This window comes from Mucilaginibacter gossypiicola, assembly GCF_900110105.1.
Taxonomy (GTDB): Bacteria; Bacteroidota; Bacteroidia; order Sphingobacteriales; family Sphingobacteriaceae; genus Mucilaginibacter; species Mucilaginibacter gossypiicola.
This window is the reverse complement of record NZ_FOCL01000007.1, coordinates 167,190-193,923: the sequence shown is the minus strand read 5'-3', so window position 1 is coordinate 193,923 and position 26,734 is coordinate 167,190. Positions and strand designations below refer to the sequence as shown.

At 43.5% G+C, this 26,734-nt stretch carries 16 protein-coding genes; 7 read left to right on the top strand and 9 right to left on the bottom strand.

The features are described from left to right. Positions 1 to 244: 244 nt before the first annotated feature. From BMX50_RS22545 to BMX50_RS22535, 3 genes are all read right to left on the bottom strand, one after another. A complete protein-coding gene (locus tag BMX50_RS22545) occupies positions 245 to 1,765 on the bottom strand; it encodes a RagB/SusD family nutrient uptake outer membrane protein (protein WP_091214327.1) in 1,521 nt (506 codons plus the stop codon). 8 nt (positions 1,766 to 1,773) lie between these two features. After that, positions 1,774 to 5,190 (bottom strand): TonB-dependent receptor, encoded by a 3,417-nt coding sequence (locus BMX50_RS22540; protein WP_208864770.1) that lies wholly within the window; start codon positions 5,188 to 5,190, stop codon positions 1,774 to 1,776. 138 nt (positions 5,191 to 5,328) lie between these two features. Then, positions 5,329 to 6,498, bottom strand: a complete 1,170-nt coding sequence (locus BMX50_RS22535) for a FecR family protein (protein ID WP_091214323.1) — start codon at positions 6,496 to 6,498, stop codon at positions 5,329 to 5,331. Between the two features lie 139 nt (positions 6,499 to 6,637). Between BMX50_RS22535 and BMX50_RS22530 the strand changes: the two genes are divergently transcribed. Together BMX50_RS22530 and BMX50_RS22525 are read left to right on the top strand one after the other, a co-directional pair. Then, on the top strand, positions 6,638 to 7,228 hold the full coding sequence (locus BMX50_RS22530) for an RNA polymerase sigma factor (RefSeq protein ID WP_091214318.1): 591 nt from the start codon (positions 6,638 to 6,640) through the stop codon (positions 7,226 to 7,228). Positions 7,229 to 7,525: 297 nt separating this feature from the next. Continuing rightward, positions 7,526 to 8,461 (top strand): hypothetical protein, encoded by a 936-nt coding sequence (locus BMX50_RS22525; RefSeq protein ID WP_091214315.1) that lies wholly within the window; start codon positions 7,526 to 7,528, stop codon positions 8,459 to 8,461. A 34-nt stretch (positions 8,462 to 8,495) separates the two neighbouring features. On the opposite strand, the gene BMX50_RS22520 is transcribed toward BMX50_RS22525, so the two are convergent. Then, positions 8,496 to 10,952 (bottom strand): TonB-dependent receptor, encoded by a 2,457-nt coding sequence (locus BMX50_RS22520; RefSeq protein WP_091214312.1) that lies wholly within the window; start codon positions 10,950 to 10,952, stop codon positions 8,496 to 8,498. A 69-nt stretch (positions 10,953 to 11,021) separates the two neighbouring features. Continuing rightward, positions 11,022 to 11,822, bottom strand: a complete 801-nt coding sequence (locus tag BMX50_RS22515; protein WP_091214310.1) for an AraC family transcriptional regulator — start codon at positions 11,820 to 11,822, stop codon at positions 11,022 to 11,024. A 170-nt stretch (positions 11,823 to 11,992) separates the two neighbouring features. Here BMX50_RS22515 and BMX50_RS22510 point away from each other — a divergent pair, with 170 nt between their 5' ends. Continuing rightward, positions 11,993 to 12,697 carry a hypothetical protein gene (locus BMX50_RS22510; protein WP_091214305.1) on the top strand — a complete coding sequence of 235 codons (705 nt, stop codon included), beginning with the start codon at positions 11,993 to 11,995 and terminating at the stop codon, positions 12,695 to 12,697. A gap of 9 nt (positions 12,698 to 12,706) precedes the next feature. Next, complete coding sequence (locus BMX50_RS22505) at positions 12,707 to 14,542, top strand: hypothetical protein (RefSeq protein ID WP_091214302.1); 1,836 nt, start codon at positions 12,707 to 12,709, stop codon at positions 14,540 to 14,542. Between the two features lie 56 nt (positions 14,543 to 14,598). Here BMX50_RS22505 and BMX50_RS22500 read toward each other — a convergent pair whose 3' ends face one another. Next, the gene (locus BMX50_RS22500; RefSeq protein WP_091214299.1) at positions 14,599 to 17,046 is read right to left on the bottom strand and encodes a bifunctional YncE family protein/alkaline phosphatase family protein; all 2,448 of its coding nucleotides are present in this window, start codon (positions 17,044 to 17,046) and stop codon (positions 14,599 to 14,601) included. Positions 17,047 to 17,390: 344 nt separating this feature from the next. On the opposite strand from BMX50_RS22500, the gene BMX50_RS22495 reads away from it, so the two are divergent. Genes BMX50_RS22495 through BMX50_RS22485 form a run of 3 tightly spaced genes read left to right on the top strand, consistent with a single transcriptional unit; the run spans position 17,391 to position 18,577 of the window. Further along, on the top strand, positions 17,391 to 17,714 hold the full coding sequence (locus BMX50_RS22495; protein ID WP_091214294.1) for an ArsR/SmtB family transcription factor: 324 nt from the start codon (positions 17,391 to 17,393) through the stop codon (positions 17,712 to 17,714). 1 nt (position 17,715) lies between these two features. Further along, positions 17,716 to 18,171 (top strand): SRPBCC family protein, encoded by a 456-nt coding sequence (locus tag BMX50_RS22490; protein WP_091214290.1) that lies wholly within the window; start codon positions 17,716 to 17,718, stop codon positions 18,169 to 18,171. Further along, entirely contained in the window at positions 18,161 to 18,577 is a 417-nt protein-coding gene (locus BMX50_RS22485; protein WP_091214286.1) for an LIC_13387 family protein, read from the top strand. Before BMX50_RS22490 ends, BMX50_RS22485 begins: the two co-directional genes overlap by 11 nt. A gap of 26 nt (positions 18,578 to 18,603) precedes the next feature. Here BMX50_RS22485 and galB read toward each other — a convergent pair whose 3' ends face one another. The 3 genes from galB to BMX50_RS22470 form a co-directional block, all read right to left on the bottom strand. After that, a complete protein-coding gene (gene galB / locus BMX50_RS22480) occupies positions 18,604 to 21,333 on the bottom strand; it encodes a beta-galactosidase GalB (RefSeq protein ID WP_091214811.1) in 2,730 nt (909 codons plus the stop codon). Between the two features lie 160 nt (positions 21,334 to 21,493). Further along, a complete protein-coding gene (locus BMX50_RS22475) occupies positions 21,494 to 23,488 on the bottom strand; it encodes a RagB/SusD family nutrient uptake outer membrane protein (RefSeq protein WP_091214283.1) in 1,995 nt (664 codons plus the stop codon). A gap of 11 nt (positions 23,489 to 23,499) precedes the next feature. Then, on the bottom strand, positions 23,500 to 26,631 hold the full coding sequence (locus tag BMX50_RS22470; protein WP_091214280.1) for a SusC/RagA family TonB-linked outer membrane protein: 3,132 nt from the start codon (positions 26,629 to 26,631) through the stop codon (positions 23,500 to 23,502). Positions 26,632 to 26,734: the final 103 nt, after the last annotated feature.

The window sequence follows — 26,734 nt, the reverse complement described above, 5'->3', positions numbered from 1 at the left end:
TCGCCGCCGGGACTTTTTCCTAAACCTTATCACAATGAGACTTAGGAAGTCTCAGATGCGCAAATATGCAGATTTAATCTTTAATTAAACCATTTCTAAACTAAAAAGAACAAGGAAATTACAATAGTGGAACGTGGTGTAATTTCCTTAGATATAAGAATAGGCTGCCACTTTATTGTGGCAACCTATTCGGGGTGATATTAATTATGGATCTCTGCTTATTCCCTTATTGAGTTTCTGCGTACTATTTATAATCCGGGTTCTGAATAAGCACCCCACCGCTCTTGTCAATTTCGGTTTGCGGAAGCGGCCAATGGTAAAACTTATCCTCAAAGTGATAATTAATAAGAGAAGATACCACTGCATTAAGTACCGGCCCTGCAATGTGCCACCTTAACAGGTCGTAATGGCGCAGGCCTTCAAAGGCAAGCTCAACACGGCGCTCGTGCCTGATGCGTTCACGCATCTGGTCTTTGGTATATCCGGCCGGATAAGCTGGCATATTTACACGTGCACGTAAATCGGCCATGGCTTTATAAACTGTTGCATCCGGACCTGCAATTTCATTTTGAGCTTCGGCATACATCAGCATTACCTCGCCTAAACGTAAAATAACTGCATCCTGCTGACTAAGCGTTGAAAAGCCGTAAGGTATGTTATTAGGCTCGAGGAATTTAATAATTCCGTAGCCCGTTGGCCTTAGATTTGAAGGATGGTGAACCTTGCCGGGACCAAAATATACCGAATCGGCATATACTGTTTTGGCCAACCTTGGGTCGCGGTTTTTGAACTGATTTTTAGTATCGGTTAGTGGTGAAGTACCATATGGTTGTCCATCAGTACACTCATAGGCATCTACCATATTTTGCATTGGTGCACAGGCGTCCCAGTCACCATAATACATATCCCACGGGGCTGTATTGTTTGGCGCCAAAAAGTTAACCGAAAACATAATCTCCGTATTGTTTTTCTGGGTAGCATCCCTGAAAATATCCTCAAAATTGGTGCTTAGTTTGTACTGCCCCATTAAATCCAAACAAAGGTCCCTTACCTGGGTCAGCATGGTAGCATCAGGGGTGCCGGTGCTTCCAAATGCGGCAAACAATAAAACCCTTGCTTTTAACGCTTTTGCAGATGACGCGGCCGCATGACCACCATTAGCGTAATAAGCATTGGTGCTCAAGTTAGCAATACCATAATCCAGGTCGGCAGTGATTTGGGCAAGTACCTGCGCCGCAGGCACTTTAGGTTGTTTTTGATTGCTCAAATCAAGTGGTTGTGTCACCAACGGAACGTCGCCGTAAATGCTATATAATTGAAAATAAAGAAAGGCGCGAATAAACCTTACTTCGCCTTCATAAATTTTACGCTGGCTATCAGAAATATCGGAGCCTTTGTAGTTGCCTAAATTTTGCAGAAAAAGGTTTACCCTTGTAATACCCACATAACTATCGTTATAAATAGCGGTTTCGTAACCACCGGTGGTAGGGTTAAAGTTACCTTGCACAAAATCTTTAGCTGCACCCGAATTGAATTGGTTATAGCCATTATCGGTAAACCCGTCCCTAAAGCCCATACCGTAAGAAAATTCTTCGGTTTGAAGCGAGGCGTAAACAGCTGCCAAAGCCGCGTCAAAATCGGCCTTCGTTTTATAGAATGTTGAGGTGGCAATCTGATCGTTGGGGTTAAGATCAAGTGCCTTTTTACATGCGCCTAAAAACAGCGATGTAATTAATATGATGGTTAATATAATTCGATTTTTCATGTGGCTAATTAAAAGGAAACGTTCAAACCAAAAGAGTAGATTTTATTTTGCGGATACTGCACCTGGTCGCCGCTGCCATAACGTTCAGGATCAAGACCTTTAAATTTGGTTATGGTTAACAGGTTATCGCCTGCGAAATAAACCCTTAACCGGTTGATACCTACTTTTTTAGTAAGTTGTGACGGCAGAGTATAACCAAACACCAGGTTTTTAAGCCTCAAATACGATGCATCCTGCAGGAAGTATGATGACCTGCGACCAATTTTATCGGGTGCGCTTTGGCCAAAATAAAGACGCGGCATAGTGGTTGAAGGGTGCTCAGGTGTCCAGGCATTCAACCAATCGGTAGTTGGCGACGAACCTTGTACAAATGGGATGGTACCCCAACCTGATACATAAGATTTAACACCGTAAACGCCCTGCATCATTGCCGATAAGTCAAAGCCTTTAAAGCTGGCCGATAAGTTAAATGAGTAATTTAACTTAGGATAAACACCGCCAATCACGGTTTTATCATTCTGATCTATTTTACCGTCGCCGTTTACATCTTTATATTTTAAATCGCCCGGTAGTGTGGAGTCAGAAAATTGTTTTGGAGAATTGGCTACCTCTTGTGCCGACTGGAATATGCCGACAACCTGCAGCATGTAAAACGAGTTCCATGGCAGCCCATTTTGGTTGATAGTATAATCGTTGATTTCTGTCTGACCAAATTTAACCAGCTTGTTGCGGTTATGGTCAACGTTTGCGCCTACATTAAAGGCTAATCCTCTTAAAGCGCCATCAGTTATTACATTATTGTATGATACACCAAGCTCAATACCTCTGTTGTTAACCGAACCATCATTGATAGATGGAGCGCCTAAACCTACGGCTGCAGTAACCTGGGCTGTCCTTAAAATATCAGATGTTGTTTTGTTATACCAATCGGCAGTTAAGTTAAAGTTTTTGAAAACTGTTACATCCAAACCAATATCGGTCATGGTAGTGGTTTCCCATTTAATGGCCGGATTGTTCAGGCTTTGCTGGGCTACACCAGTTAACAATGTAGAATTATCAAAAGAATAGTTGCCGGTAAAATTCAGCAATGCCTGATAAGGATAATTAACGCCATATCCGTTAATTACTACGTTTTGATTTCCTAACTGTCCCCATGAACCTCTTACTTTAAAATTATCCAGCCAGGTTAAATTCATGGCTTTTACAACAGGCTCTTCGGTAACGCGCCAGCCCGCTGAAAACGATGGGAATACCCCCCATTTATTTTTACCGGCAAATTTCGAACTTCCGTCATCACGAATATTGCCCTCTAAAAGATAACGCCCTTTATAATCGTAATTTACACGACCGAAATAAGACATCAAGGCCCATTGATTACTGGTTCCGTTTGCGTTTTGAATGTCAGAACCGCCTGCGTTTAACTCCTGCAGGTCCAGGTCGGCAAAGTTTTTACGATATCCTGATAAGTATTGATATTTACTTTGTTCAATGCTGTAACCAAATTGCGCTTTAATGTTATGACCATGAAAGTTGTGCGCATAGTTCAGGTAGCTAAACAGGTTGGTATATACGGTTTGCTCGTCCTGGTCCGTTAAACCTTTACCCAGGTCAAGAGATGTTGCAAATTGATTTGTCCTGAAGTTATACTCATCAAGTGTGGCTTTAAAATCTTTGTACTTATCCATGTTAAAGTTCACCGCACCTTTGGTATACCATGAGATGTCTTTAGTAAACTGCACCTCAAACCAACCCTGGGCGTTTACCGCATAATCATTAGTAACCCTTCTGAAGTTTTGATCGAGTACAGCTATAGGGTTTTTATTATTGTACTCAAAGTCATAAGCCTTATAGGTATACCTTCCGCTGCCATCAGATAAGTAAGGGCCATAGGTTGGCGCCTGAGACATAGCTGAAAGGAAGAGATCCATTGAAGAACCATCCCATTGCGTTGGTGACGAAGGGTTACCGGCTACAGCACCCCTGGTACCTGATTTTAACAATACGTTGGTACCAAATTTTATATGATCGTTGATCTTTGATGTTAAGTTGATACGGCCGCTATATCGTTTATAATCGAAGCCTCTTTCAATACCATCCTGGTTAACATAGCCAAATGATACATTATAGGTGGTTTTCTCTGTACCGCCGCTAAATGTCAGGTTATGGTTTTGTGTTACAGCAGTTCTGAATATCAGGCTTAGCCAATCGGTATTAGGATATTTTACCCTATCGGTAGCGTTACGATACAGATCGATCTGATCCTGCGGATAAAGCGACCCCGGGTCTGTTGTTCCGCTATTAATGCGGGCCTGGTTAAACATCTCCATATATTGAGCCGAGTTGGTCACCAGTTTAAACATCTTGGTCGGGCTGTTGTATCCTAAATTACCATCATAAGTAACAGACATTTGCCCGGCTTTACCCTGTTTGGTTGTTACCAATACAACGCCATTGGCTGCTCTTGAACCATATATAGATGCGGATGCGGCGTCTTTCAAAACCGATACATTATCGATATCTGTTGGATTAAGATCGCTGAAGTTCCCGGGAACACCATCAATCAACACCAACGGATCGGAACCAGCACCACTGAATGTGCTGTTACCACGAATACGGATAGATACCGCCTCGTTTCCCGGCTCGCCCGAACCTGTGTTGATCTGAACACCCGGTGCCAGGCCTTCAAGCATAGAAGCCGTATTAACAACAGGGCGCTTATTCAATGTTTCGCCGGATACCGATGATACAGCCCCTGTAAGGTTTGCTTTCTTTTGCGTACCGTAACCAACCACTACAATTTCGTTGAGTGCCGATGTTTGTTCTTTAAGCGTTACATCAATTTTGGTTTGATTGCCTACCGGTACCTCCTGGCTAACAAAACCCACAAAGCTGAATACTAATACCGCATTATTGTCATTTACGGTAACGGTATAATTACCATCAATATTGGTTTGTACTCCTGTGTTGGTACCCTTAACTTTTACTGTAACACCCGGTAAAGACACACCTTTCTGATCTTTTACTGTACCTGTGATGGTTATTGCCTGTTTCTTTTCGGCAGGCTTGGGTGTAACTACAATAGTGGTGTTATTAATTACATAACTAAAAGGCTGATCACGGAAGCATTGCTGCAATGCTTCTTCCAACCCTGCGTCTTTAAGGTCGACATTAACAGGCTGGGCCTTTTTCAGCATTTTGGAATTGTATAACACGCTGTATCCGCTTTGCCTGTGGATATCTTTCAGCGTTTCCACAAGCGAAGCGTTATTTTTATTAAGGCTAATCTTTTGTGCAAAAGTGGTTGAGGCACTTACCTGAAGTATCGAAACCAGACACAAAAAGAACGACAATTTCATGATCAGAAATAATTTTGATACGGCACGGGGTATCTGCCCGCGCTTTAATGCAGTAGAATTTTTGTACATTTGAATGTTAGGTTAAATAACTGGTTGTGAGAAAAATGATCGTTAACTGACCTGATTGCTACCCGTAGCATTGAACCAGGAGCGGTGCGAACGCTCCTGGTTACTTCTTTTTTGGGATAGCATTATATAAGTATGAGGTTACTTCATAATGATAACCCTCCTTCCTTCAATTTTATAGTGAATACTACCGGTAAGCTTAATATTATCAAGCAATTCTTTAATATCCTTATATTTTGATATAGTACCGCCAAATTCATTTTCCTGAACCTGGGCATCCTGATATTCAATATCCACGTCGTACCAGCGGCTTACCTGCTTCATGATATTTATTATGCTTTGATCATGAAATATAAAAAAGCCATTTATCCAGGCCATATTAGCTTCTACATCGGCCTTTTGTACTTTTATCGATGAGCCGTTTTGGTTTACAGTTCCCTGCTGTCCGGGTAAAAGCATCACTGCAGCAGTACCTTTACTCATTTTAACGGAGCCTTCAAGCAAGGTGGTAGTTATGTCGGGATTATCGCTATAAGCATTAATATTGAAATGGGTGCCAAATACCTGCACCTGCGTACCATTAGCCTTAACAATAAATGGATGGGCTTTATCTTTGGCTACCTCAAAATACGCCTCACCATCTAATTCAATTTCGCGGTTGGCCCCTGTAAAATACTCAGGGAACTTTATTGACGATGCTGCATTGAGTTGTACTTTAGTACCATCTTCCAATACCACCTGGTATTGGCCACCCCGTGGTGTGGTTATGGTATTGATTTGGGGGATGGCTGCCTGCCCCTGCTCGGTAGGTTTTCTGTCAAATTTATAAACCACTAAACCGTTGGACGTCTTACTTACTTTTACACCTGCCCGTGCTGCCAACTGGCCATTTTTGGCATCATCAAGTACTATCTTGCTGCCGTTCGCCAATGTGAGGTATGCTTTATTACCTCCGGGTAATATTTTAGTTTCAGTTTTTGAACTGACAACACCAGCCATGTTATTCACTTTAGCATGAGGTATAAAAAGTAGACCTGCAAGTACTGCTATGCCGGCCAAAGCAGCAGCAGCCCACAGCCACCTGTAGTTGGCACGCTTAGGCATTAAAACAATGGTTTCCTGTCTGCTTTCACTTAGTTTTTGCCAAATCCGTGTACGCACCTCCAGTGGGTCGGTATCATCCTCCGTCCATACGTCATCGGGCAGGTGCATATCGTCACTGTATGCAGCCAGCAATTCTTTCTCGGCAGGAGAACATTCACCATCGAGATACTTTTGGTATAGTACCAAAAACTCTTCTTTGCTTATCATTAAGTATTATGATCTGAGGTTTACAAAAGGTAAGTGTAGATTCTCCTATAGTACACACATACTTTTTTGAACTTTCTGTCACTTTCTTTAAAATTTTAAAAATTAGCGCCTCTTTTTATACATTTACCTAACCAATTATATGCTTTACACGTCCTTAACAGATGCCGAGTTGTGGAATGCCGTACGTAATAACGACGAGGTGGCTTTTACTGCCCTGTTTGAAAGGTACTGGGTAAGGCTTTATAAACTGGCAAAGGGCTATCTCAAAAACCAGGAAACAAGCGAAGAACTGGTACACGATATTTTCCTGAATATCTGGAACAGGCGCCAAACACTCGAAATAGAATCATTCCCAACGTTTATGCTTACGGCCGCACGTTACCAGGTATATAACCGTATGCGGGCCGCAAAACCGCTTACTTTAGTTTTGGGCGATGCCCATCCTGAAAATGAACCTTTTCACAACAACGAAGGCGAAGACCATTTAATTGAACTGGAACTTCAGCAGGAATTACAGCAATATTTGATACAGCTGCCAAAGCGATGCCAGGAGATCTTTTATTTAAGCCGGGTGAAAAACCTGTCGAACCAGGAAATAGCCGACAGTTTCGGGGTTTCCAAACGTACCGTCGAAAATCAGATCACAGTGGCGTTGAAACACCTTAGAAGCTGCTTGAAATATACTTCAACGGCTGTTGTTTTTTTCCGGTTGTTGCTTTTTCGTCACTAAAGTTGCCCTATAAATGAGGTGGCAATTATTCTGCGTGCACCCGCACAATCAGTATTTATTTGTTGATATAGCGCTGGCCCTTGTTCGCTTTTAATAGGCTCCTTTTTAATCTTTTTTCAACATTGGCTTAGTTGTAAATGAAAACTATATATATTTATTAACTGAACCAACCTTATCCGATATCATGCCTTTAATCTCCAGCTTAAAATTCTGATTTTTAGTATCCCAGGAAACTTCGCACAATACCGAGTTCCCTGAAACTATATGTATCTTCCTTTATCAATCTAAACCCCTATCATGAAAAAACTTCTTTTATCTTTTATTTGTATCGTAGCAATAACCTGTGCCAATGCACAAAGCAACCAAAACCCAACAACAGTATATGAATGGAACCAAGGCGGAACAGATATTACAGGAGAACGAATTGTTGCCACAATAAACACAAGTGCTGTAGCGCTTTATACAGGTGCCACCTTAGTAGGTCAAATCATAGACGGCACAAGTAATTGGGGATATACCATGCCTGTTGTAGCCAATTTTAAGGTATTTGTAAACTTTTCAACACCGGGTTACGGATTACAACAAGATGTTGTTACACCCAATGTTACGCTTGAACTAAAATCTATATCAGCAACACAAGCAGTGCTCATAGCTAATTGCCCCAACCCGTGGAAGCAGGTCCGCATACTTTTTCGTTATACAACTGGAAATGGACCTACTATTACGCTTGGTGATCCGCAGACGATTACAACAGCAGGCACGCTGCGGGTTCCAAAACCAACTTATACTAACGAGTTAACCGGCAGGCTTGCTATCAATGTTACTAACAATGCCAAAGCAGCAACCTATGCACTGGCAGTAGGCGGTGCAGCAATTGCAGAAGCAGTAACTGTACAGGCACAAAGCGCCTGGCCCGATTATGTTTTTGAAAAAGCTTATCCCTTACCATCATTAACGGAAGTTAAAAACTACATTGACCAATATGGACATCTCCCTGATTTACCCGCGGCGAAGCAGGTAAATGATGAAGGGATTGATTTGGGAAAGATGAATACACTATTGGTAAAAAAAGTGGAAGAACTGACCCTTTACTTACTTGAGAAGGATAAGAAGGAAAAAGAACAAGACATTATTAACCAAAAAAACATGCGGCAAATAGAACAGCTTAAAAATCAATTAAAATCAATAACCAAACATTTAAACAAAATTCAACCACAATTTTCAAGAAAATGAGGCCATTTCCACAACAGTTGCGGCTATCGCCAAACTAAAACTCCCGGTCATTCAACTCGCTGCCCGGTAATTTCAGTTTACTTACAAAACGATTGAGATTAAAACTAAGATTGATCAGCAACACGTTGGTTTCGTAGATATAATTGGTAGTAGTATAAAAATCAGCCCCTGAAGTGGTAATACGCTGCCTGGCCGAACTAAATATGCCCATATTTTGCCATAGCAAAGATGCCGACAACCTGCCATTCATGAACGTTTTCTTTACCGAAGTATTTGGAATAAAATATTGCGAGTCCTCCCCTTGTGCGGTTGGGCGTTTGGATAGATAATTTATGTTAGCTTGTGCACTCCAGGTTTTACTTAATTGAAAAGCCGTGTTCATGTTCAATGTGTAAGCCCAGCGGCGGTTGTTTATAGTAACTGGCTCACCGAGGATACGGATATCCCCGCTGATATGATAGTTAAAGGCATTGCCCCCTACATACAGGCTCCACCATTTTTTTAGCTGGAGATTAGTACCCATTTCGGCACCAACCTGATTGGCCGAACCTGCATTGGTATAAACACGGTTCAGTATGGTATCTGCATAAACACTGTTGAGGCGTTGGATTGGATTTTTGACATGCTGATAATAACCAGTAACAAAAAAAGAGCCGGCACTAAAGTTGTGGGTTAAGCCCAGTTCGGCCTGATCTATAAATTCAGGAAGCAGATCGGGATCGCCTTCTTCAAGTGTCTCCGAGTGCTCACGTTCGGGTATGGGGTTTAGCTCGAGGTTGGTGGTACGGTTAATTCGTTTGCTGTAATCCGCTTTCAGTTTCCATTGCTCATCAAGGCTATATTGTACCAACACCGATGGGAATAAATTGGACAGGTTAAGCCGGTGAGGGTTCGCATCATATGAAAGGTTTACCGATCGTGTAGCGTATTCATAGCGCAGGCCACCATTGTACTCCCATTTGCCAGACTTACCGGAATACTGGCTGTAAACCGAATTGATAACATTTTTTGCATGTAAACTACCCTGAAATTTGTTTGCGTCAGGTTGCGAAGCTGGCGGTGTTACCAAATAATCAAACTGTCCATCCTGCGTATCATAGCGCAACTGGTAACCGCTTTCCAGCTTGCCTTTACCTATTGGCATGCTATGATCAAGCTTGAAACGGTAGCTGGTAATGGGCCGTTTGTAAGGATTGTAAACATATTGAATAGTATCAGCAGTATTTGGATAATACAGGTTACGGTTTTTGGTATTTCCGTACAGATTGGCATGTTCATAAACCATACCGGCAGCCAGTGTGGACTTATCGCCGAAAGTATGGGTATAATCAAAATTGGCCAATGCAAAACTCCCCTCCTTGGTTTGCAGGTTTGAGTTATAATATGTGGTATTTTTAATTGGCGCATTGTTGCCCAGGTTTGATGTGGTATTATGGTACAGCAAATCGGCTACGCGGTCCTGGTAGCGGTGCCCCAGGAACAAGCCGCCGGAAAATACATCGGCGGCACCCGGTGTAAAACTGATGGAAGCCCGGCCAGCATAATTATATTTCTTAAAACTGCGTTCGCCTGTCGATGGAAACCTCGTGATGGTACCTGCTGTAACGTTTTTGGTATAAGCATCTCCCTCGCGGTAACCAGCGTTATCGTTCCGATTATAATTGCTGCTAACAGATGCATCCCATTTACCTTTCCTGTAGTTTAGTGTAGCATCGCTACCGAAACGTACCGGCTCACGCTTATTTCCGAAATCGCCGGTACTGGGTAGGCCACCCAAGGCATTAACGGTTAAGGTCATACCGTCTGTGGCGCCTTTTTTTGTGATGATATTGAGCATTCCTCCCCTTCCGTCGGGATCATATTTGGCCGAGGGCGATGTCAACACCTCGATATTCTCTACTGAATTGGCCGGTATTTGTGATAATACAGTTTGCGCGTCGGTAATAACAGGTTTGCCGTTCACCAGTACCATAAAGCTTTCAGATCCACGCATGCTGATGTTCCCCTCTCCGTTAACTGATACCGATGGCAAATTTTTGATCACATCAATAGCCGACCCTCCCTTGGCAGCTTCAAATTGCCCGGCCCGGTAAATCTGCTTATCTATCCTGTTAACGGCGTTTGCCTGCTTTGCTTTTACGCTTACTTCGTTCAGTTGCGTATTTGCCGGTTGCAATTTTAAATCACCCAGGTTGAGTTGCTGTCCCTCGTTTAGTCTCAGATCTATTTTAGTAAGATCGTGATAGCCTATAAAAGCTATTTTTAAACGATAAGCCCCTGCCCTAATCTTATCAATTTCAAAGCCTCCGTTGGTTCGGGAAAGCGTTCCTGCAACCAAAGCAGAATCGCTCAGGCGAAATACCGCTACGCTTGCATACGCTACAGCCTGCAGTGTCTGGCCGTCAATTACCCGGCCCCTAATTCGGGCGGTTTGCGCAGAAAGAAAAGTTGTGTAACAAAGCAGTACGGTAAGCAGCAGCAGTTTTTTCATATTTACTGCTGTAAAATTAAAGAGGCTGATTACCGCAATACGGTACTATTGCCCCGATATACGGTATATTTAACCTTTAGCAACGAGCAGGTCGCGGTAAACGCCGGGTGTAAGGTTGGTAGCCGCCTTAAAAAACTTAACAAAGTGAGAGGTATCGGTGAACTGAAGGGTATGCGCTATCTCCTTTATCGACCCGTTGGTTGAAGTAAGCAACGTTTTTGCTTCCAGCAGCAGGCGTTCGTTAAGCATGGCTGATGGGCTTTTTCCACAAGCCTCCCGGCAAATCAGGTTAAGCCTGTTGGAGGATATGCCAAGCGTATCGGCATATTCCTGTACCCTGGTTAAACGGATACTATTGGTGTACAAGAGGCTCTTAAACTTATAGTACAAAGCATGGGCCGGCGGTCGTGGTGCTTGGCTTGCAAGTGCTTCTGTTTTTTCGAGTAACAAACGCAGATAGGCCGCTAAGATCTTAATATCTGCTCCGCGGCGATATTCTTCATTAAATAATGTAAGCAGCGACAGGTATCCGGAATCACCGGGAATATGAATCTGTGTGTTCAGCTGGTAAATGATAGGCAGAAGATCGGCCGACAACAATTCCTCTTTAAAAAGCAATACAAATCCTTTAGGTATGCGCGTAAAATCCCAGCAATGTGTTTGCCCGGGCTTAAGGAAAAAAATCACCGGAGGGTTTACTTCGTAAACTATATCATCTATCAAATGTTCTCCTGCGCCATCGCTCAAAACAATGAGCTCAAAGTAGCCGGCATGCTTATGAGGCACGGTAGGCTTTATCACTTCTTTGAAAGGACTAATCTTCAATACCTGATCGGCGCTGATCTTTGATTTAACCGGTAACATGCTCATATCTGTTCAAAGATAAGCATCATAATTACTGCTGTAAGCTAATTTGTATCACAAAACCTGGGATATTGGTTATATGATAACCCTTCGGTCTACCCTTAAAAATTTCAGTTCAATTACCATAACTAATATTTTTTCTTATTTTTAAATTCAAAACCGCTAAACCTTTCACAGTGAAAAAAACAATACCCATTTTTTTTATACTATTTGCATTATTTACGGGCTGCACAAAAGAGCATTTGATAAACCCGGCCCCCCAAAAATTAGTAACGGTATCACTACATCCTAACTACTTAGTATTGCCTCCAAGTAATTGGCAGCAGGTTTTGGGTGGCTCAGCTTCATTAAAATTAACGCCGCAAAACAGTGACTCTGTAACGCTCTCGTCAATATCAACCAGTATAAATTTAAAAGATGCGGCCTCGTATAAGCAGCAGGTAATAGCGGGCACATATGATATTACACTTAATACCCAAAGTACAGCAGTTGCCGATACTTTCATAAGGTTTACATCAAAAGCAGATCATGTGCCTGTCAATAAAGATGAAACCATAGATCTGGCGGCAACAACTACAGATGGTGTAATTACGATTAGCACAAAACTGATCGACAGCACAGTAACCCCAACCTTTAAAGTGGGCAACCAAACTGCATATAACCTGGGAAAAACCAACGGTTATTACTTTTTATATGTTAAAGATGCGACGGGAGGCACAATAACTTTTAGCTTAAGCAATGGCTATCAATACATGAAAGACCTCACTGATAGGGCAATGAACCAATACGATCTTATACCACTATCCAATTCGTACGGGGAGCTATCCATTAAATCATACCCTTTCAACACAATTTCATCAACCAAAATCAGCATTAATTAGCCTTATCACATGAAAAAATATTTACTGCCACTTTTTGCCGGATTAATGCTGATCCTGAACAGTTGTAAAAAAAGCCAGGATAATGCCCCTCAAAATGTTGATGTACCCCAAATCTCTATTCAAAGCGTTAACTGCCCTTCATTTGTAAACAGCACCTGGGTTAATGTTTTTGGCGGAAAAGGATTATTCAGGTTTGAACTTTTGAATTCAGATAACACAGTATCCACAACTGTAAAAGACAGTATAGATTTAACACAATTAAGTAGCTACACTAAAAACTTAGCCAAAGGAACTTATAACATCTATCTATCGTCAAAAAACCAAACGAGCGTAGCCGATACATTTATACGTTTTAATGCCCAAATTACCCGATTAGCGCTTGCCCAAAAGCAGGCTGCTTCATTAACCGGCACTACAAATGATGCACTCATCACTATCAATAAAAACCTGGTTACAGCCAATAACACACCTTCGTTTAAGGCAGATTCAGTAACATCACCATTTAAATTTGCACTTATCAATGGCTATTACTATATATATGTTAAAGGAGGTGCTGCCGGCACGGTTACTTTTAACGATAACGCAACCGGGCAAAGCGTAACCAAAAGGCTATCAACAATTAAACTGAACCAATATAACCTTGGGCTACAGCATAATAACGGCACGCTGCAGGTAATTTTCACTCCCTTTGCGTATAACAGCGTTAACGCCAGCTCAAGCACACTTTTAACGCTGAATATCAATACCAATGATTATTATTTTATAAACAGCAATGTTTATTTCATAGCTACAGACCAAAACGGCAAAGTACTTAATGCAGTAAAATATATAAATGGTACCTCAACTTTCAAATTGTCGTCCTTAACCACTTTTGAACAGGACAGGTTTAACTTTTTCATTGTAATTAATCCGATAATCAGCGGTTTTAACCCAAGCATAACAGGATACCTTCAGGTAAAAAAAGGAAGTGTTTATACTAACATTACTCAAGGGCTTCCTCAAAAAAACTTTACAATTCTTAAACCTCATTTAAAAAATGTCCCGGTGTTTGATAATATAGCTATGAGCACGGCAACTATTGATCGTTACATAGACAAGCTTCCGGATACGGCCTATCTTCAGCAACTGGTATACCAGGAAGGAAGTAAGCTATGGGTACAAATGCTAAGCAACAACCAATATTCTTATAATTTTTTAACGATACCCAAAGGCACGGCCGATTTAGATGTAGACCTGCATCAGTTAACGCAAACACCGCTCGTAAAGCATGTTACAGCGCCCGGAAATTACTTCTTTTACAGTATTAATGCTAAACCCGATACTGATTATGCACAAGGCTACAGATTTTACACAATGAGCACTATTGCCAATAGCGGCGATATTTATTATCCAAGGGAAACATTTCCGGAGTATGATATTTATACCGGTTACACAATTGGCCAGTTTCAATACTCCTTTGTTTTGACAGGAAAAACCATCCCTGACCAGGCACCCGGTTTTGATGCATCATTTAGCGTAAGCGGCAATAACCTTACGAATTTTTCATCGACTTGCTCGGGAAAATTTGATTATTACCACGCCAGTTTTTTAAATATACATGCAGGTGGCAATTTAAATGTTGAACTATATTCACCATCGGCAGCTAATTGCAACAGCTTTGTACTTCCGGACTTTTCCCAATACCTGAATATGCCAACTTTCAATCCGGCCACTGAAATATTAACCAGCTTTGAGCTTGAACAGTACGGAGGATTTAACGAACAAAACTTCACTTACAAAAATGTGAACCGGATTTTTAGCTTTCACAATTTTAATTGCAAGTCGGTTTCAAAAGCTTTCAATTAAAAATGAGGCAAAAAAGCGAAAGAGGAGTGCCGGCACTCCTCTTTCGCTTTTTTATACTAATCATCATCGTCGGCTTTTTGAACAGCTTTTACAAAGGCTGCCCGCACCGGTGTTGGTACAATAGCATTTTCGCCTTTAATGGCTTTCCATACCATATTGTTCATGATCTCGTCGGGTACGCGGTCAACGGCCGAAAAATCAAGCCCCTTAGCCATTCCTGCAAGCTTGGTGCCCTTGGGGTTAAGCTCGTTAAGGTTAACATTGGAGCGGATGCTGTTAAAAGGAGTAGCATCCGCCGTTTTATTAAAACAACGCCACATAGCCGTAGCCGATGCATCATACTGTGTCATAGGCGGCAAACCGAGGATCAGCTCGATGGTACGCAGCATTGACGAGGTAGAATACATGGTATGGTCAACAAAGTTGCGTTTTACAAATCCCCCGGCAATGTATGCAGGCGAACGGTGCGCATCAACATGATCGGGGCCATTTTGAGCATCATCTTCCAGTATAAAAATTACGCTGTTTTCCCATATAGGGCTTTTGCTGATATGCTCTACTAACCTGCCAACGGCTACGTCATTATCTGCAACGTGGGCAAAAGGTGTAGGCCTGCCCGGGCTGGTGCCTTCGGTATGGTCAGACAGCATACGGATGGTATTTAGCCGAGGCAAGGCATTGTTGTGCATCAGCGAGTCAAAGTCATGTTCCCAGGCCTGGTACCGCAAGGTGTCAGGGTCACGCAGATCATGGGTTGGATAGGCTTTCGTAAAATGATCTTTTAATATAGGTATCTGTGGCGTGTTATCAGCATTGATAAACTCGCCATAGGTGCGGAAAGTTACGTTAGACCGGTTGGCCTGATCCCAAATGTATAATTTGTTTTTTGCCGTGAGGCCAACTGCACCCGGACCACGGTTGCCATAACTGGTTGGCCAGTTTTTCTCCATGTAATCGGTAGCGTAGGCGCCCAGGCTCCAGTTATGTCCATCGGCGCTAACTTCGCCATCAACATAAAAATTGTCAAGCAGCACAAAATTTTCGGCCAATGCATGGTGGTTGGGCGTAATGCGTTTGCCGAACAATAGCAGACTGGTGTCACCATTGCCCTTTGGCATATCTGACAGTACCTGGTCATAGGTCCGGTTTTCCTGGATTACATAAAAAACATATTTTATTGGTGATGCCGCTCCTACTTTAGCTGGAATGGGATTACCATCTTCGCTGCTTGCTGTTGTTTCCTGTTCGCGATGGTAAGGTGTGTTATGAACTACAGCCTGCGAATAAACCGGCAGCTGTTTGGTTGTTGGTGCAGGAATGATGCTCAAAGTCCCCATCAGTAAGCCGCCGCCGATATATTCTGTACGTGCGGGCCTGAACGGGTCGCCCCCATGCAGCACTACAGTTTGGTTTTTGGCTGCAGGATTAGGCCCGTGCGGATTAGGCAGTGACGAAAAACCTTTAGCATTGGCAACATATAATTTATCATCTATAACACGCACAACACTCGGAAACCAGCCTGTAGGCACAAAACCAAGCGACTGACTGGCACCCGGTTTTGTAACATCAAATACGGCCAGGCAGTTATTATCGGCATTGGCTATGTACAGTGTTTTTCCATCATTGCTCAGCGCTACCGAGTTACTGGTAGTGCCGCTAAGCAGCGTTGGCGATACTGCAGTATTTAGCGTTTCCAGTACCTTTGCTTTGCGCGCATCAATTACAGATACCGTATTGTCATTGGCGTTAGCTACGTACAGATATTTCCCATTGCGCGAAATACACAGGTCATTCGGATTATCGCCAACCGCAATGGCCTCCGTCAGTTTATTTTCTTTTGTATCAAATATGGCTACCTTATCGCCTCCCCAAAGGCTAATGTACAGCTTTGACATATCAGGCGATAGCAGACAGGTATAAGCCTCAGTACCTAATTTAACCTGCTGAAGGATGTTTTTTGTTTTAAGATCGATACGATACAAACTGTTATCAAGTTTGGTAACAACGTATAAAATTCCCCGTTTATCATCAATAGCCAGACCGGTAGGCGAAATAGATGCCGAATTGGCCTTTTTACCCCATGCTTCGCCCAATTTTATGGTATCAGCAGCAAGCAGCTTATCGTTAGTAATGGCATAACGGATAATCCAGTTATTGTCGCCGCCAGAGGCGTAGAGCGATTGCTCGTCTGCACTGAAAACCAGACCGCCCCACGCTTTGCTGATCAATACTTTATCAAGTTCACGATCTGTACGGGCATCTAACAGTTGAATTGTTTGAACACTTTGCCCGTTATTGGTAACGGCTGCATAATGGTGGCTTTTGCTTACCGCGATATTTAAAGGCAGGTCTCCGAGAGGCAAACTCTTACCAACGGGCGTTAATGACCATCCGTTTGGCAACTTTACCCGCTTATTTTCGATAGTAGCAAGATCCTGCGCCTGCACAAACCTTCCACAAATTAGTAACAGGGCAATCAGACATAATATTTTTTTCGGCGACATAACTTTTAATTAAGTTTTTTCAATTGTCAATACTTGATAAACATATCGTACAATTGATATGCGGGTAAAAGTAGACCACCAATATTAACCTATTATTAAATCATCCCCCCTGACCACCTGCTCTATTGTAACAAAGTCAATGGAATCGGCCGGCACTATCCAGTACCAAACTTTTATATTCCAGGCTTATACAATTCCAGGTGCTTTTGAAACTGATATAACCTATTTTATTCAATAAACTTTTAGGCTGCAGGCCTGCGATCCGGTTAATTAAAAAAAATTTGCAAAATCAATTTTTATTAGTAAGTTTATACTTACGGTAAGCAAATACTTACTATTTAATTATGAACAGCAATCTGGCTTTTAATGCATTAGGCGATCCGACCCGCAGGTCGATTTTTGAAAAGTTACAACAGGGCCCTTTATCAGTGGTACATATTGCTGAAGGGATGAGTGTGAGCCGCCCGGCGGTATCACAGCACCTGAAAGTACTGAAAGAAGCAAAGCTGATCAGCCTGAAAACGGTTGGCAATAACAATATTTATGAACTTAATCGTGAAGGGATCATTGCTATGAGAAATTATCTGGATAAGTTCTGGGACGATGCTTTGGCGAATTTCAAAGCACTGGCCGAAAAAACCGAAAAAGAAAACGAACACCTAAACTAATATGATACCCAATATTAAAAAAGAACTATTGGTTGCCGCGGCCCAGGAAAGCTGCTTTAAGGCTTTCACTCAAAAAATGGATTTGTGGTGGCCTAAAACCCATCACGTGGGAAAATGCGCCATGATAGCAATGGTGCTGGAGCAGGGACAAGGCGGGCGCTGGTACAGCAAACATGAGGATGGCAGCGAAGTAAATGTTGGCACGGTACTAAGCTGGAACCCTTATGAGCTGTTGGTACTCAACTGGCAAATTAATGCCAACTTTCAATATGATCCGGGCGTCACAACAGAGGTCGAAGTTCAGTTTATTGCTGAAGGCCCTAAAACTACCCGCGTGCTGATGGAACACAAAGACCTCCACCGTTTGGGAGAGGGTGGTAAAGCTATAGAAAGCATGGATGAAGGATGGGGAATGATACTGAACCTTTATAAAAACACTGTCGAATATGAAGCCTAAAATTGCCTTACGCGTTGCCGGCATTTTAATGCTGCTGCACACTTTGGGTCACACCATAGGTGCGTTGACCTGGAAACAAGCGCCAAATGCCACCATACAGCGCGTGGTTGACGGAATGAACAATAACCATTTCCCCTTTATGGGCAGCTCCGTTAGTCTTGGGCTTTTCTTTGATGGTTACGGTTTCATCATGATTGGGGTATTGCTGTTGCTCACCGTACTGCTTTGGCTTCTTTCGGCCGAACCCAATCGCAGGTTCATCCTGCCTGTTGGTTTGTTCCTGCTTTTTATGGGTATTACCGAACTGACCTATTTCTTTCCCTTTGCCGCAGCATTTTCGTTACTGGCAGGGTTATCAACCATATATGCTTACTTTAAATCACCATTATGGAAACGCTCGAATTAAACACAACATGAATCAACTACCCGAATTTATTTAGTCATCACAGTCACGCTTTCGGGTTTCAGACCAGTTGACTCTGCCTTAATTATCAACTTTCCCGGTTGCCCGCTTTTTGATTTTATAATAACCAACGCCATACCGCTAAACGCTTTTCTACGCTTTGACGGAAATGCTACCAAATCTGATGGATCCCCATTATCGGTCGCAACAATTTCTCCTGGCCCTGTGATTGAGAATTGAATATCATTATTTGCTTCGGGAACCAAATCACCTGCTTCATCCAGTACCTTTACCGTTACAAAAGAAAGATCATAACCGTCCGCCTTGATTGCCTTACGGTCTGCCATTAGCGCTAACTTTGATGCTGCACCTGCGGTTTTGATTGTTTCGGTAGCCCACAATTGTCCGTTTTTATAAGTTATTACTTTAAGTTGTCCGGGTTGATATTTAACGCTATCCCACCTAAACCGGTATTCAAACGCGCCTCTTCTTATACGCCCCTGTGATTGGCCATTCAGGAACAGTTCTGCCTCATCAGCCGAAGAAAAAACATGCACAGGTGTAATTTCCCCCTCTCTTCCGGGCCAGGTCCAGTGAGGCAGTATGTGAGCGAATGGAAGATCCGGACGCCAGCGTGACTGGTACAGGTAAAACCTGTCCTTTTTGAACCCTGCAAGATCAATAATACCTGAATAGGAACTCCGGGAACTGTAATATGGTGTCGGCTCCCCTATATAGTCCCAGCCCGACCATACAAACTCACCTGCAACAAAGGGATGTTTATCCTGCGACATAAAAACTTTATCCGGCGAAGCACCGAACTGGGCAGTATAAAGTTCATAAGCACTAACGTACCTGTGATGAGGGTCGCCACCCGAAGTATCATTTACAGGAGCGCTGATCTCTTTGGTAACCGGGTAAATATAGGAACCTCGTGTACTCAGGGTAGATGCTGTTTCACTGCTTACAATCATTTTTTGGGGAAATTTGCTGTGAAATGCCGGATATAATGGACTTGTCCTGATACCTTTTAACCCTGCATAAGCAGGTGCATCCCTGATACCTTCACCCTGGTAATTGAGGGAGATAAGGTCGGTTGATTCGGGGAAGGGCATATTGGGCCGTGCATAGTTCATGGATGCAGCTGTCGGCCTTGTCGAATCTTCGTCCTTAACAATACCGGCCAGTTTCTTTGCTACATCGGCCCCGGCATCACCGGTATATTGCTCCCCTACTTCGTTGCCGAAACTCCAGGCAATAATTGATGGATGATTTTTATCCCTGCGGATAAACGAGCGGATATCTGCTTCATACCATTCGGGGAAAATAAGGTGAAAATCCAACGGCGTTTTCCCCTGGTTCCAGCAATCAAATACTTCATCGATAACGAGGAATCCCATTTTATCGGTCATTTCAAGCAGCTCAGGTGCCGGCGGATTGTGTGCTAAGCGGATGGCGTTACACCCCAATTCCCTTAACAATTCGAGTTGCCGCTCGGTTGCCCTGGCGTTGAAAGCAACACCAAGCGCACCAAGGTCATTATGTTGGTTAACACCCTGAATCCTGATTTGCCGGCCATTAACTATTACTCCTTTAACGGGATCAAATTTAATATCGCGTATCCCAAAAGACGTTCTGTAAGTATCAACCAACTGTGAGCCTACATACAGCCGTGTTACGGCAGTATACAGGTTAGGCGTTTGCTGCGGCAACGGCCCCCAAAGTGCCGGATGGCTAAGCACTACCTGATTTGTTACAGATTGCTTTGCGTGATTGCTAATATGGATCACTGATACCGGAAAATTAACTACCAGCTTTTCTATTCCGGGTGCATTATCGGTATTGTAAATACCAGTAACCACTTTTACCTGCTGATCTTTATTTCCCTTGTTTTCTACATTAACTTTCAATGCCACAGTTGCCGCTGATTCGGACACATTAGAGGTTTGGACTGTTGTGCCCCATTGTGCTACCTGCACAGCGTTTGTTTTAGTAAGCCAAACGTTCCGGTACAGGCCACTCCCGGGATACCATCTTGACGAATTGGGCGGGTTATCCAACCTGATAGCAATCTGATTAGCGCCACCAAATTTGACATAGGGTGTTAAATCCAGCCTGAAAGAATTGTAACCGTAGGGCCAGCCACCAACCAGCTTGCCGTTTAACCATACCATGGCGTATGACATGGCGCCATCTATATCAAGGTAGATAGATTTGGATCTGTCGGTAGCCGGGATAGTGATCTTTTTCCTGTACCAGGCAATACCCTGAACAGGCAACCGGCCCATGCCTCCGCCTACAACGGCATTGGTGTCTGTATTAAAAGGCCCCTTTGCGGCCCAGTCATGCGGAAGATCTATATGTTGCCACTGCCTGTCGTTAAAGCCTTCCTGTACAAATGGAAAATTTTCACCGGGATTTCCCGCAGGCCTGAGGTAGTGTTTTGATGCATCTGCAATAAAATCGTTGGCGGTAGGCAGGATCCATTTTTTTAACACCTTTTCGGATGTGCCTTCAAAATTGGCCTGTGCCGGGCGACTGTCGGCAACTATGTCGTCATGTTTGTTATAAACGGCCGGGCGTTCATCATATATCAGGTTATCGCCTTTATCATCATACCGGTAAAACATCCAGCCTTTGTTGATATTGATCCGTTCCCTCCCTTCTGTCAGCTTTTCTTTTTTTTGCTGAGCGATAGCAGGGATCGATATCAAAATCGCTAAAAACGAAACAAGCGGCAAGCGCTTTAACTTTGCCATATAAAGGATTTCTTTTAAAAAACTTAATTGTGCAGGAGCAACGGGCTGTTTAAATTTCATATAAAAACCGGGCAGAGAAGATTACTCAATTATAAATAAATCAGGGAGAAAAGATCTCCTCTCCCTGATTATTTGTTGATGATGAAAGGTATTCCCCCGATTAATATCCGGGGTTTTGGTATGCTTTTTTATCCGCAGCACTCATATCCATTCCGTCCAGTTGCGATTGTGGAATCGGACGCAGGTAATAAGCCGGTGTTATAGTGCGGCTAACGGTTGAAACAGTATGATCTTTCCAATCGTTAGGATTTGTAGCGCCTGCAATCTGGAAACTGCTGCTTAATTCAGTCCATTTTTGGGTGCGCACCAAATCAAACCAACGATAGCCTTCTCCAAAATACTCACGTGCTCTTTCTGCTAAAATATAATTAATATCGATAGTTCCCGGAGTAGCTGCGATCATTGCCGCGCTGTTGTCTTCAATTTTGGTTACGTTATTACCATTATCAAAGCGCCACTTGCCGGCACGGGCACGGATAACGTTGATCAAGCCTCTTGCGGTACCATCGTTTGCATAAGTTCCGCTAACGGCCTTGGTTGCAGCCCCCTTAACAGCTGCTTCTGCAGCAATAAAAAACAATTCAGAGAATTTTGCTACAGGAAAAGGACGGGTAAGACTTCCATTTGGCGATCCAAGGCCTCCGTTGTTATCTGTACGGTACGGGCCCAGTTTCCAGGTACCAGGGTAACAGATCCTGCTGAAAGCACTCGGCTCTATTACATAATCAGCCCTTCCGGGTAAAACTCCGGCGCCCACAGTACTGTTGAATTTAGCATTTGAGTAATCTACGCCTCCTACATCTGAATTTAAAAAGCTCAGTACAGGATCATTCTCTGCTACGGGCAGGAAGTTGGCATTGTAAAGGAAAGCCGGAGTAGCACCATTAACCTTAACAGCTGCTTCCACAAAATTTGTACGGTACCTGGTCACAAATGTGCCGTCGTAACGCGAATCATTGGTTTTATCGGCAAAGGTATTTTTAAATATTGCCTGAGGCGGGGCAAGCATTGTCCACGGGCGACCAAGCGACTGCACCGCGGCGCGCTGCACCGAACTTACAGCAGCCCATGCCGTTGCGGATGTACTGCTTTTTATATTGGTATAGTTCCATTGCTCAAACCAGGCAGCAAAACTATCGGTGCTGAAACCTCCACCGCTGTAGCTAAGATCGCCGCCATTATAAATACTGCTCGACTGTGTATGATCGGCATATAAAAGCGTTTCGTTATTGCGATCATTGGTTGCCAGGCTAACGTCATAAAACGTAGGCTGTAAGCCAAACGGGCCTGGTGTTTGAATTGCTGCTGTTGCTATATCATAGGCGGCCTGGAAATACCATGCAGCATTGTGGCCGGCCGGATCTGTACGCTGCGCATCAGGATAAGTAGGGATGCCATTAGGGTTTTGTAACCACCAACCATAAGTTAAATATGCCTTAGCCAAAAACAGGCGTGCTACAGTTTGGGTAACGCCGCCCACAACACGGCCCGAGGTTGGTAATTTATCGATAGCTGTCAGCAAATCCGGGAATACCGCTTTGGTATAAACCTCTGGTACGGTATTGCGTTTAGATGTCCGCACCGTAGAGGTATTGAATTTCAGTTCGCCGGCCCCAAGGTCAAGCGGTACGCCGCCAAAGGTTTGAACCAGCAGAAAATAATCAAAAGCGCGGAAAAACCTGGCTTCTGCAATCAGCGCATCCGAAACACCAACCGCCGCGCCATTTTCAATTACACCGCTGGCAGTATTGATGTTAGGGAATGCAGCGCCCCATAAAATACCTGTATTGCTCGATGCTGGATCAATGGTTCCTACTCCTGAAAAGTCGAGGTTTTTTACGTTACCATCGGAGTTTTGGCCCCAGGTTGCTTCATCTGTACTAATCTCATTTGAGTTGAGAAAATAACCATTACCATACATGTAACGCATATGCCCGTAGCACGAGGTGATACCACCTACTACACCGGCCTGTGTCTTGAAATAATCGGGCGTGAAAATTGCACGTGGCTTTTCATCCAGGATTTTTTTACAACCTGTCATGGTAAACATAGTCAGGACAGATAACCTTAATATATTGTTGTATACTCGATTCATTGTTGCATATTTTAAAATGATACATTAAGACCCACCAGATAATTACGTGTATTAGGCGTATTATACCCTACAGTTAACAATCTTCTTTGTCCAGATCCGTAAGCCACGGCCATGTTTGCACCGTCATTGGCAAATGAATTTGGCTCAGGATCCATACCTGATTGCTTGTAATAAGGAGAGAAGAATACAAACGGATTTTGAGCAGTTGCATAAACCCTCAATCGCTTCATGCCAATATGGTTCATCCATTTTCCTGAAAAATTATAGCCCAACGTAATGGCCCGAATTTTCAGGTACGATCCATCAAAATAGCCCAGCGTTGATCCGTACTTTGGATTGTTACTGTTTTTAGGGCCGTTAGGATCAGGGAACTGTGCGCCAGGGTTATCAGGTGTCCAGTAATTAATATCAATCTGTCCGCGCCTTCCGTCTTCAAGGTTAAGATAACCGTTTGATCCATACAGGGTACTGTTCAGGATACCGCCGCTTACAAATGCGCCTACTATGGTAAGGTCAATGGCCTTATAAGCAACCCTTGAATTGAAGCCCCCCTGGAATTTAGGATCAGCATCCATGATCTGCCTGTCGTCAGATCCGATGATACGGCTCGGTGACCCGTCGGCATTGTAACCGCCGGTATACAATACTTTGATCATTCCCGCCTGTCCGCCGCTACCTTCGTATTGCTTAACAGCGGTAGCTTCATTAGCCTGCCAAATGCCTACTTTTTTATAATCGAATATGACGTTTAAAGGATGGCCTACAAAAAGCCAGTTGCTTTCGTCCCTGGTTTGGCCTGATGCCAGGCTCACAACTTTATTAACGTTGCGGTAAAGGTTTACTCCTAAATCCCAGCTCCAGCCATTGTTGTTACTGATGATAGTGCCGTTAAGCGAGATCTCAAAACCTTTGTTTTGTGTTGAACCTACGTTGCCGGTATAGCTGCTTACACCCGATGTTGAAGGTAAGCCCACACTTAACAACAGATTGTTTGTATTGGTAACGTAACCTTCAACGGTACCGGAAAGACGGCTGTTGAACAAAGAGAAGTCCAAACCAAGGTTTTTAGTTTTTGAATATTCCCAGCCCAGTTGCGGGTTAGGCAATACCGTTACATAATAACCATTGGCGTTGGTGGTTCCAAAGTTATATGGCCGTACACTCAACTGGCCAAGCGTAGCGTAAGGCGCTACAGACTGGTTGGAAGTTTGACCATAACCGGCACGCAATTTCAATGAAGTAACCCAGTTAACATCTTTCATGAAAGATTCCCTTGAGATATTCCAGCCTGCTGAAATTGCAGGATAACTATGCCATTTGTGACCTGCGGCCAATCTTGACGAGGCATCGCTCCTGAAAGTAGCGCTGAGCATATAACGATCATCATATGAGTACATGATACGCCCCATGTATGACATCAGGCCGCTTTGGGTGTAAGCCTGGTTATTAGGGTCAATGGTAATATCATCATTACTACCGGTTGAGGTTTGGCCCAGGTTATAATACTGAAAAGTATCGCCGGCCAGGTTCCTTCTGCTGATAGACTGATTGTTGTAATTTACCTGCTCAGAAGAATATAATGCAGTTACATTGATGGTATGTTTCTGCGCAAAGGTTTTATCGTAAAATAACAAGTTTTCAACTGTCCATTGGGTAGTAAGGGAGTTAGTAGTAGATGCAACATTAGGATTTGCCGGATCGGAACTAAAAACACCAACACCTGTATAACTGCCGTTAAAGCTGGTACGGATGTTACCGCCCAAGTTCAAACGATATTTTAAACCCTCAACTCCCGGAATTTTCATTTCTCCGTAAAGGGAGTTATAAGAAGCAAATTCTTTTGTCCGGTTTGCGTACTGATCGCCAAGTGCATCCATCGTTTTCCTGGTTTGCACCCACTGAATATCCTGCGGCATGGTAACCACCCTTTTGGTACTTCCATCGGCATTGAAAGGATTTGCCAACGGCGACATGCTTAACACACCGTACATACCAATGCTGGAGCCATCGGTGATGCTATAGCTGTTGTTAGTAGTAAACCCAACCCTGAACAGTTTACCTATCCCCTGATCAAGAGATCCGCGTAATGAGATACGGTTATATTGTGAAAGCGGCACCGGGGCTTCATCGCGATAATAACCCACACCAAATTTATAGCTTCCTTTATTGGTACCGCCGGTAACACTTACGTCATGATTGGTTACCGCGGCTGGTCTGTAAAACAGGTGTTGCCAATCGGTGTTGGTGTTGCCTGTAGTATCCTCATCTGCGCCCGGGTTTTTGTTCAACCCGGCCCTTTTTCTCAGTGCAAGATATTTGCCCGACTGCATCATCGGATACTTCATTACATCCTTAGCACCATAGTAACCAGAGTAAGCCACCTGGGGCTCCTGGCCAGTGTTGCCTTTTTTGGTAGTGATCAAAATAACACCATTGGCACCACGTGAGCCATAAATTGCCGTAGCCGACGCGTCCTTGAGGATGTCAACACTTTTGATATCATCGGGACTGATATCGGCAATTGTTCCGCCAAAAGGGATTCCGTCCAGCACGATCAAGGGATCATTAGAAGCATTGATAGAACGTGTACCACGAATACGGATTTGCATGGTTGCACCCGGTTTTGTTGATGTTTGTGCCAGTTCAACGCCCGCTACACGCCCCTGTAAAGCCTGCGCAATATTTGCCGATGGCACTTCGTTAAGTTTTGCTCCGCTGATGGAAGCTACCGAACCGGTAACGGCCTCTTTTCGTTGGCTGCCATATCCCACAACAATAACATCGCTCAGGCTTTTAGGCTCCAATACCAAGGTTACTGTAACATTTGTCCGGTTATTTACCGGCAAATCCTGTGCAACATAGCCTACAGAAGATATCTGCAGTATGGCGCTTCCCAACGATGAAATCTGGAAGCCGCCGTCGGCATCTGTAATTGTGCCGCTTTTTACGCCTTTAACGCGTACGGTGGCCCCGGCAATTCCCTGTCCCCGTTCATCTATCACCCGCCCTTTAACAGGTTTGTTTTGGGCATACAGGTTAAAAGAAAAAAAACTTAACAGGACTATCAAGAAAATTGCAGCCGTCTTTTTAAAAAGGGGCAGGTCAGCACCCCATTCATGTTTTGTGTAAATTTTTACTCGCATAATTCATTTTATAATGGTTAGAAGTGTAGGTTTTAATAAGTCCTTCCTGAAAATCCCCGGTCCTTGACTGGCTGACTTCCGCCTTTGTTTATCAATTGATCAT

Excerpts from the sequence above, each read along its gene's own strand:
- BMX50_RS22545 (WP_091214327.1), bottom strand. The coding sequence starts at position 1,765 with ATGAAAAATCGAATTATATTAACCATCATATTAATTACATCGCTGTTT.
- BMX50_RS22540 (WP_208864770.1), bottom strand. The coding sequence starts at position 5,190 with ATGTACAAAAATTCTACTGCATTAAAGCGCGGGCAGATACCCCGTGCC.
- BMX50_RS22535 (WP_091214323.1), bottom strand. The coding sequence starts at position 6,498 with ATGATAAGCAAAGAAGAGTTTTTGGTACTATACCAAAAGTATCTCGAT.
- BMX50_RS22530 (WP_091214318.1), top strand. The coding sequence starts at position 6,638 with ATGCTTTACACGTCCTTAACAGATGCCGAGTTGTGGAATGCCGTACGT.
- BMX50_RS22525 (WP_091214315.1), top strand. The coding sequence starts at position 7,526 with ATGAAAAAACTTCTTTTATCTTTTATTTGTATCGTAGCAATAACCTGT.
- BMX50_RS22520 (WP_091214312.1), bottom strand. The coding sequence starts at position 10,952 with ATGAAAAAACTGCTGCTGCTTACCGTACTGCTTTGTTACACAACTTTT.
- BMX50_RS22515 (WP_091214310.1), bottom strand. The coding sequence starts at position 11,822 with ATGAGCATGTTACCGGTTAAATCAAAGATCAGCGCCGATCAGGTATTG.
- BMX50_RS22505 (WP_091214302.1), top strand. The coding sequence starts at position 12,707 with ATGAAAAAATATTTACTGCCACTTTTTGCCGGATTAATGCTGATCCTG.
- BMX50_RS22500 (WP_091214299.1), bottom strand. The coding sequence starts at position 17,046 with ATGTCGCCGAAAAAAATATTATGTCTGATTGCCCTGTTACTAATTTGT.
- BMX50_RS22495 (WP_091214294.1), top strand. The coding sequence starts at position 17,391 with ATGAACAGCAATCTGGCTTTTAATGCATTAGGCGATCCGACCCGCAGG.
- BMX50_RS22490 (WP_091214290.1), top strand. The coding sequence starts at position 17,716 with ATGATACCCAATATTAAAAAAGAACTATTGGTTGCCGCGGCCCAGGAA.
- BMX50_RS22485 (WP_091214286.1), top strand. The coding sequence starts at position 18,161 with ATGAAGCCTAAAATTGCCTTACGCGTTGCCGGCATTTTAATGCTGCTG.
- galB (WP_091214811.1), bottom strand. The coding sequence starts at position 21,333 with ATGGCAAAGTTAAAGCGCTTGCCGCTTGTTTCGTTTTTAGCGATTTTG.
- BMX50_RS22475 (WP_091214283.1), bottom strand. The coding sequence starts at position 23,488 with ATGAATCGAGTATACAACAATATATTAAGGTTATCTGTCCTGACTATG.
- BMX50_RS22470 (WP_091214280.1), bottom strand. The coding sequence starts at position 26,631 with ATGCGAGTAAAAATTTACACAAAACATGAATGGGGTGCTGACCTGCCC.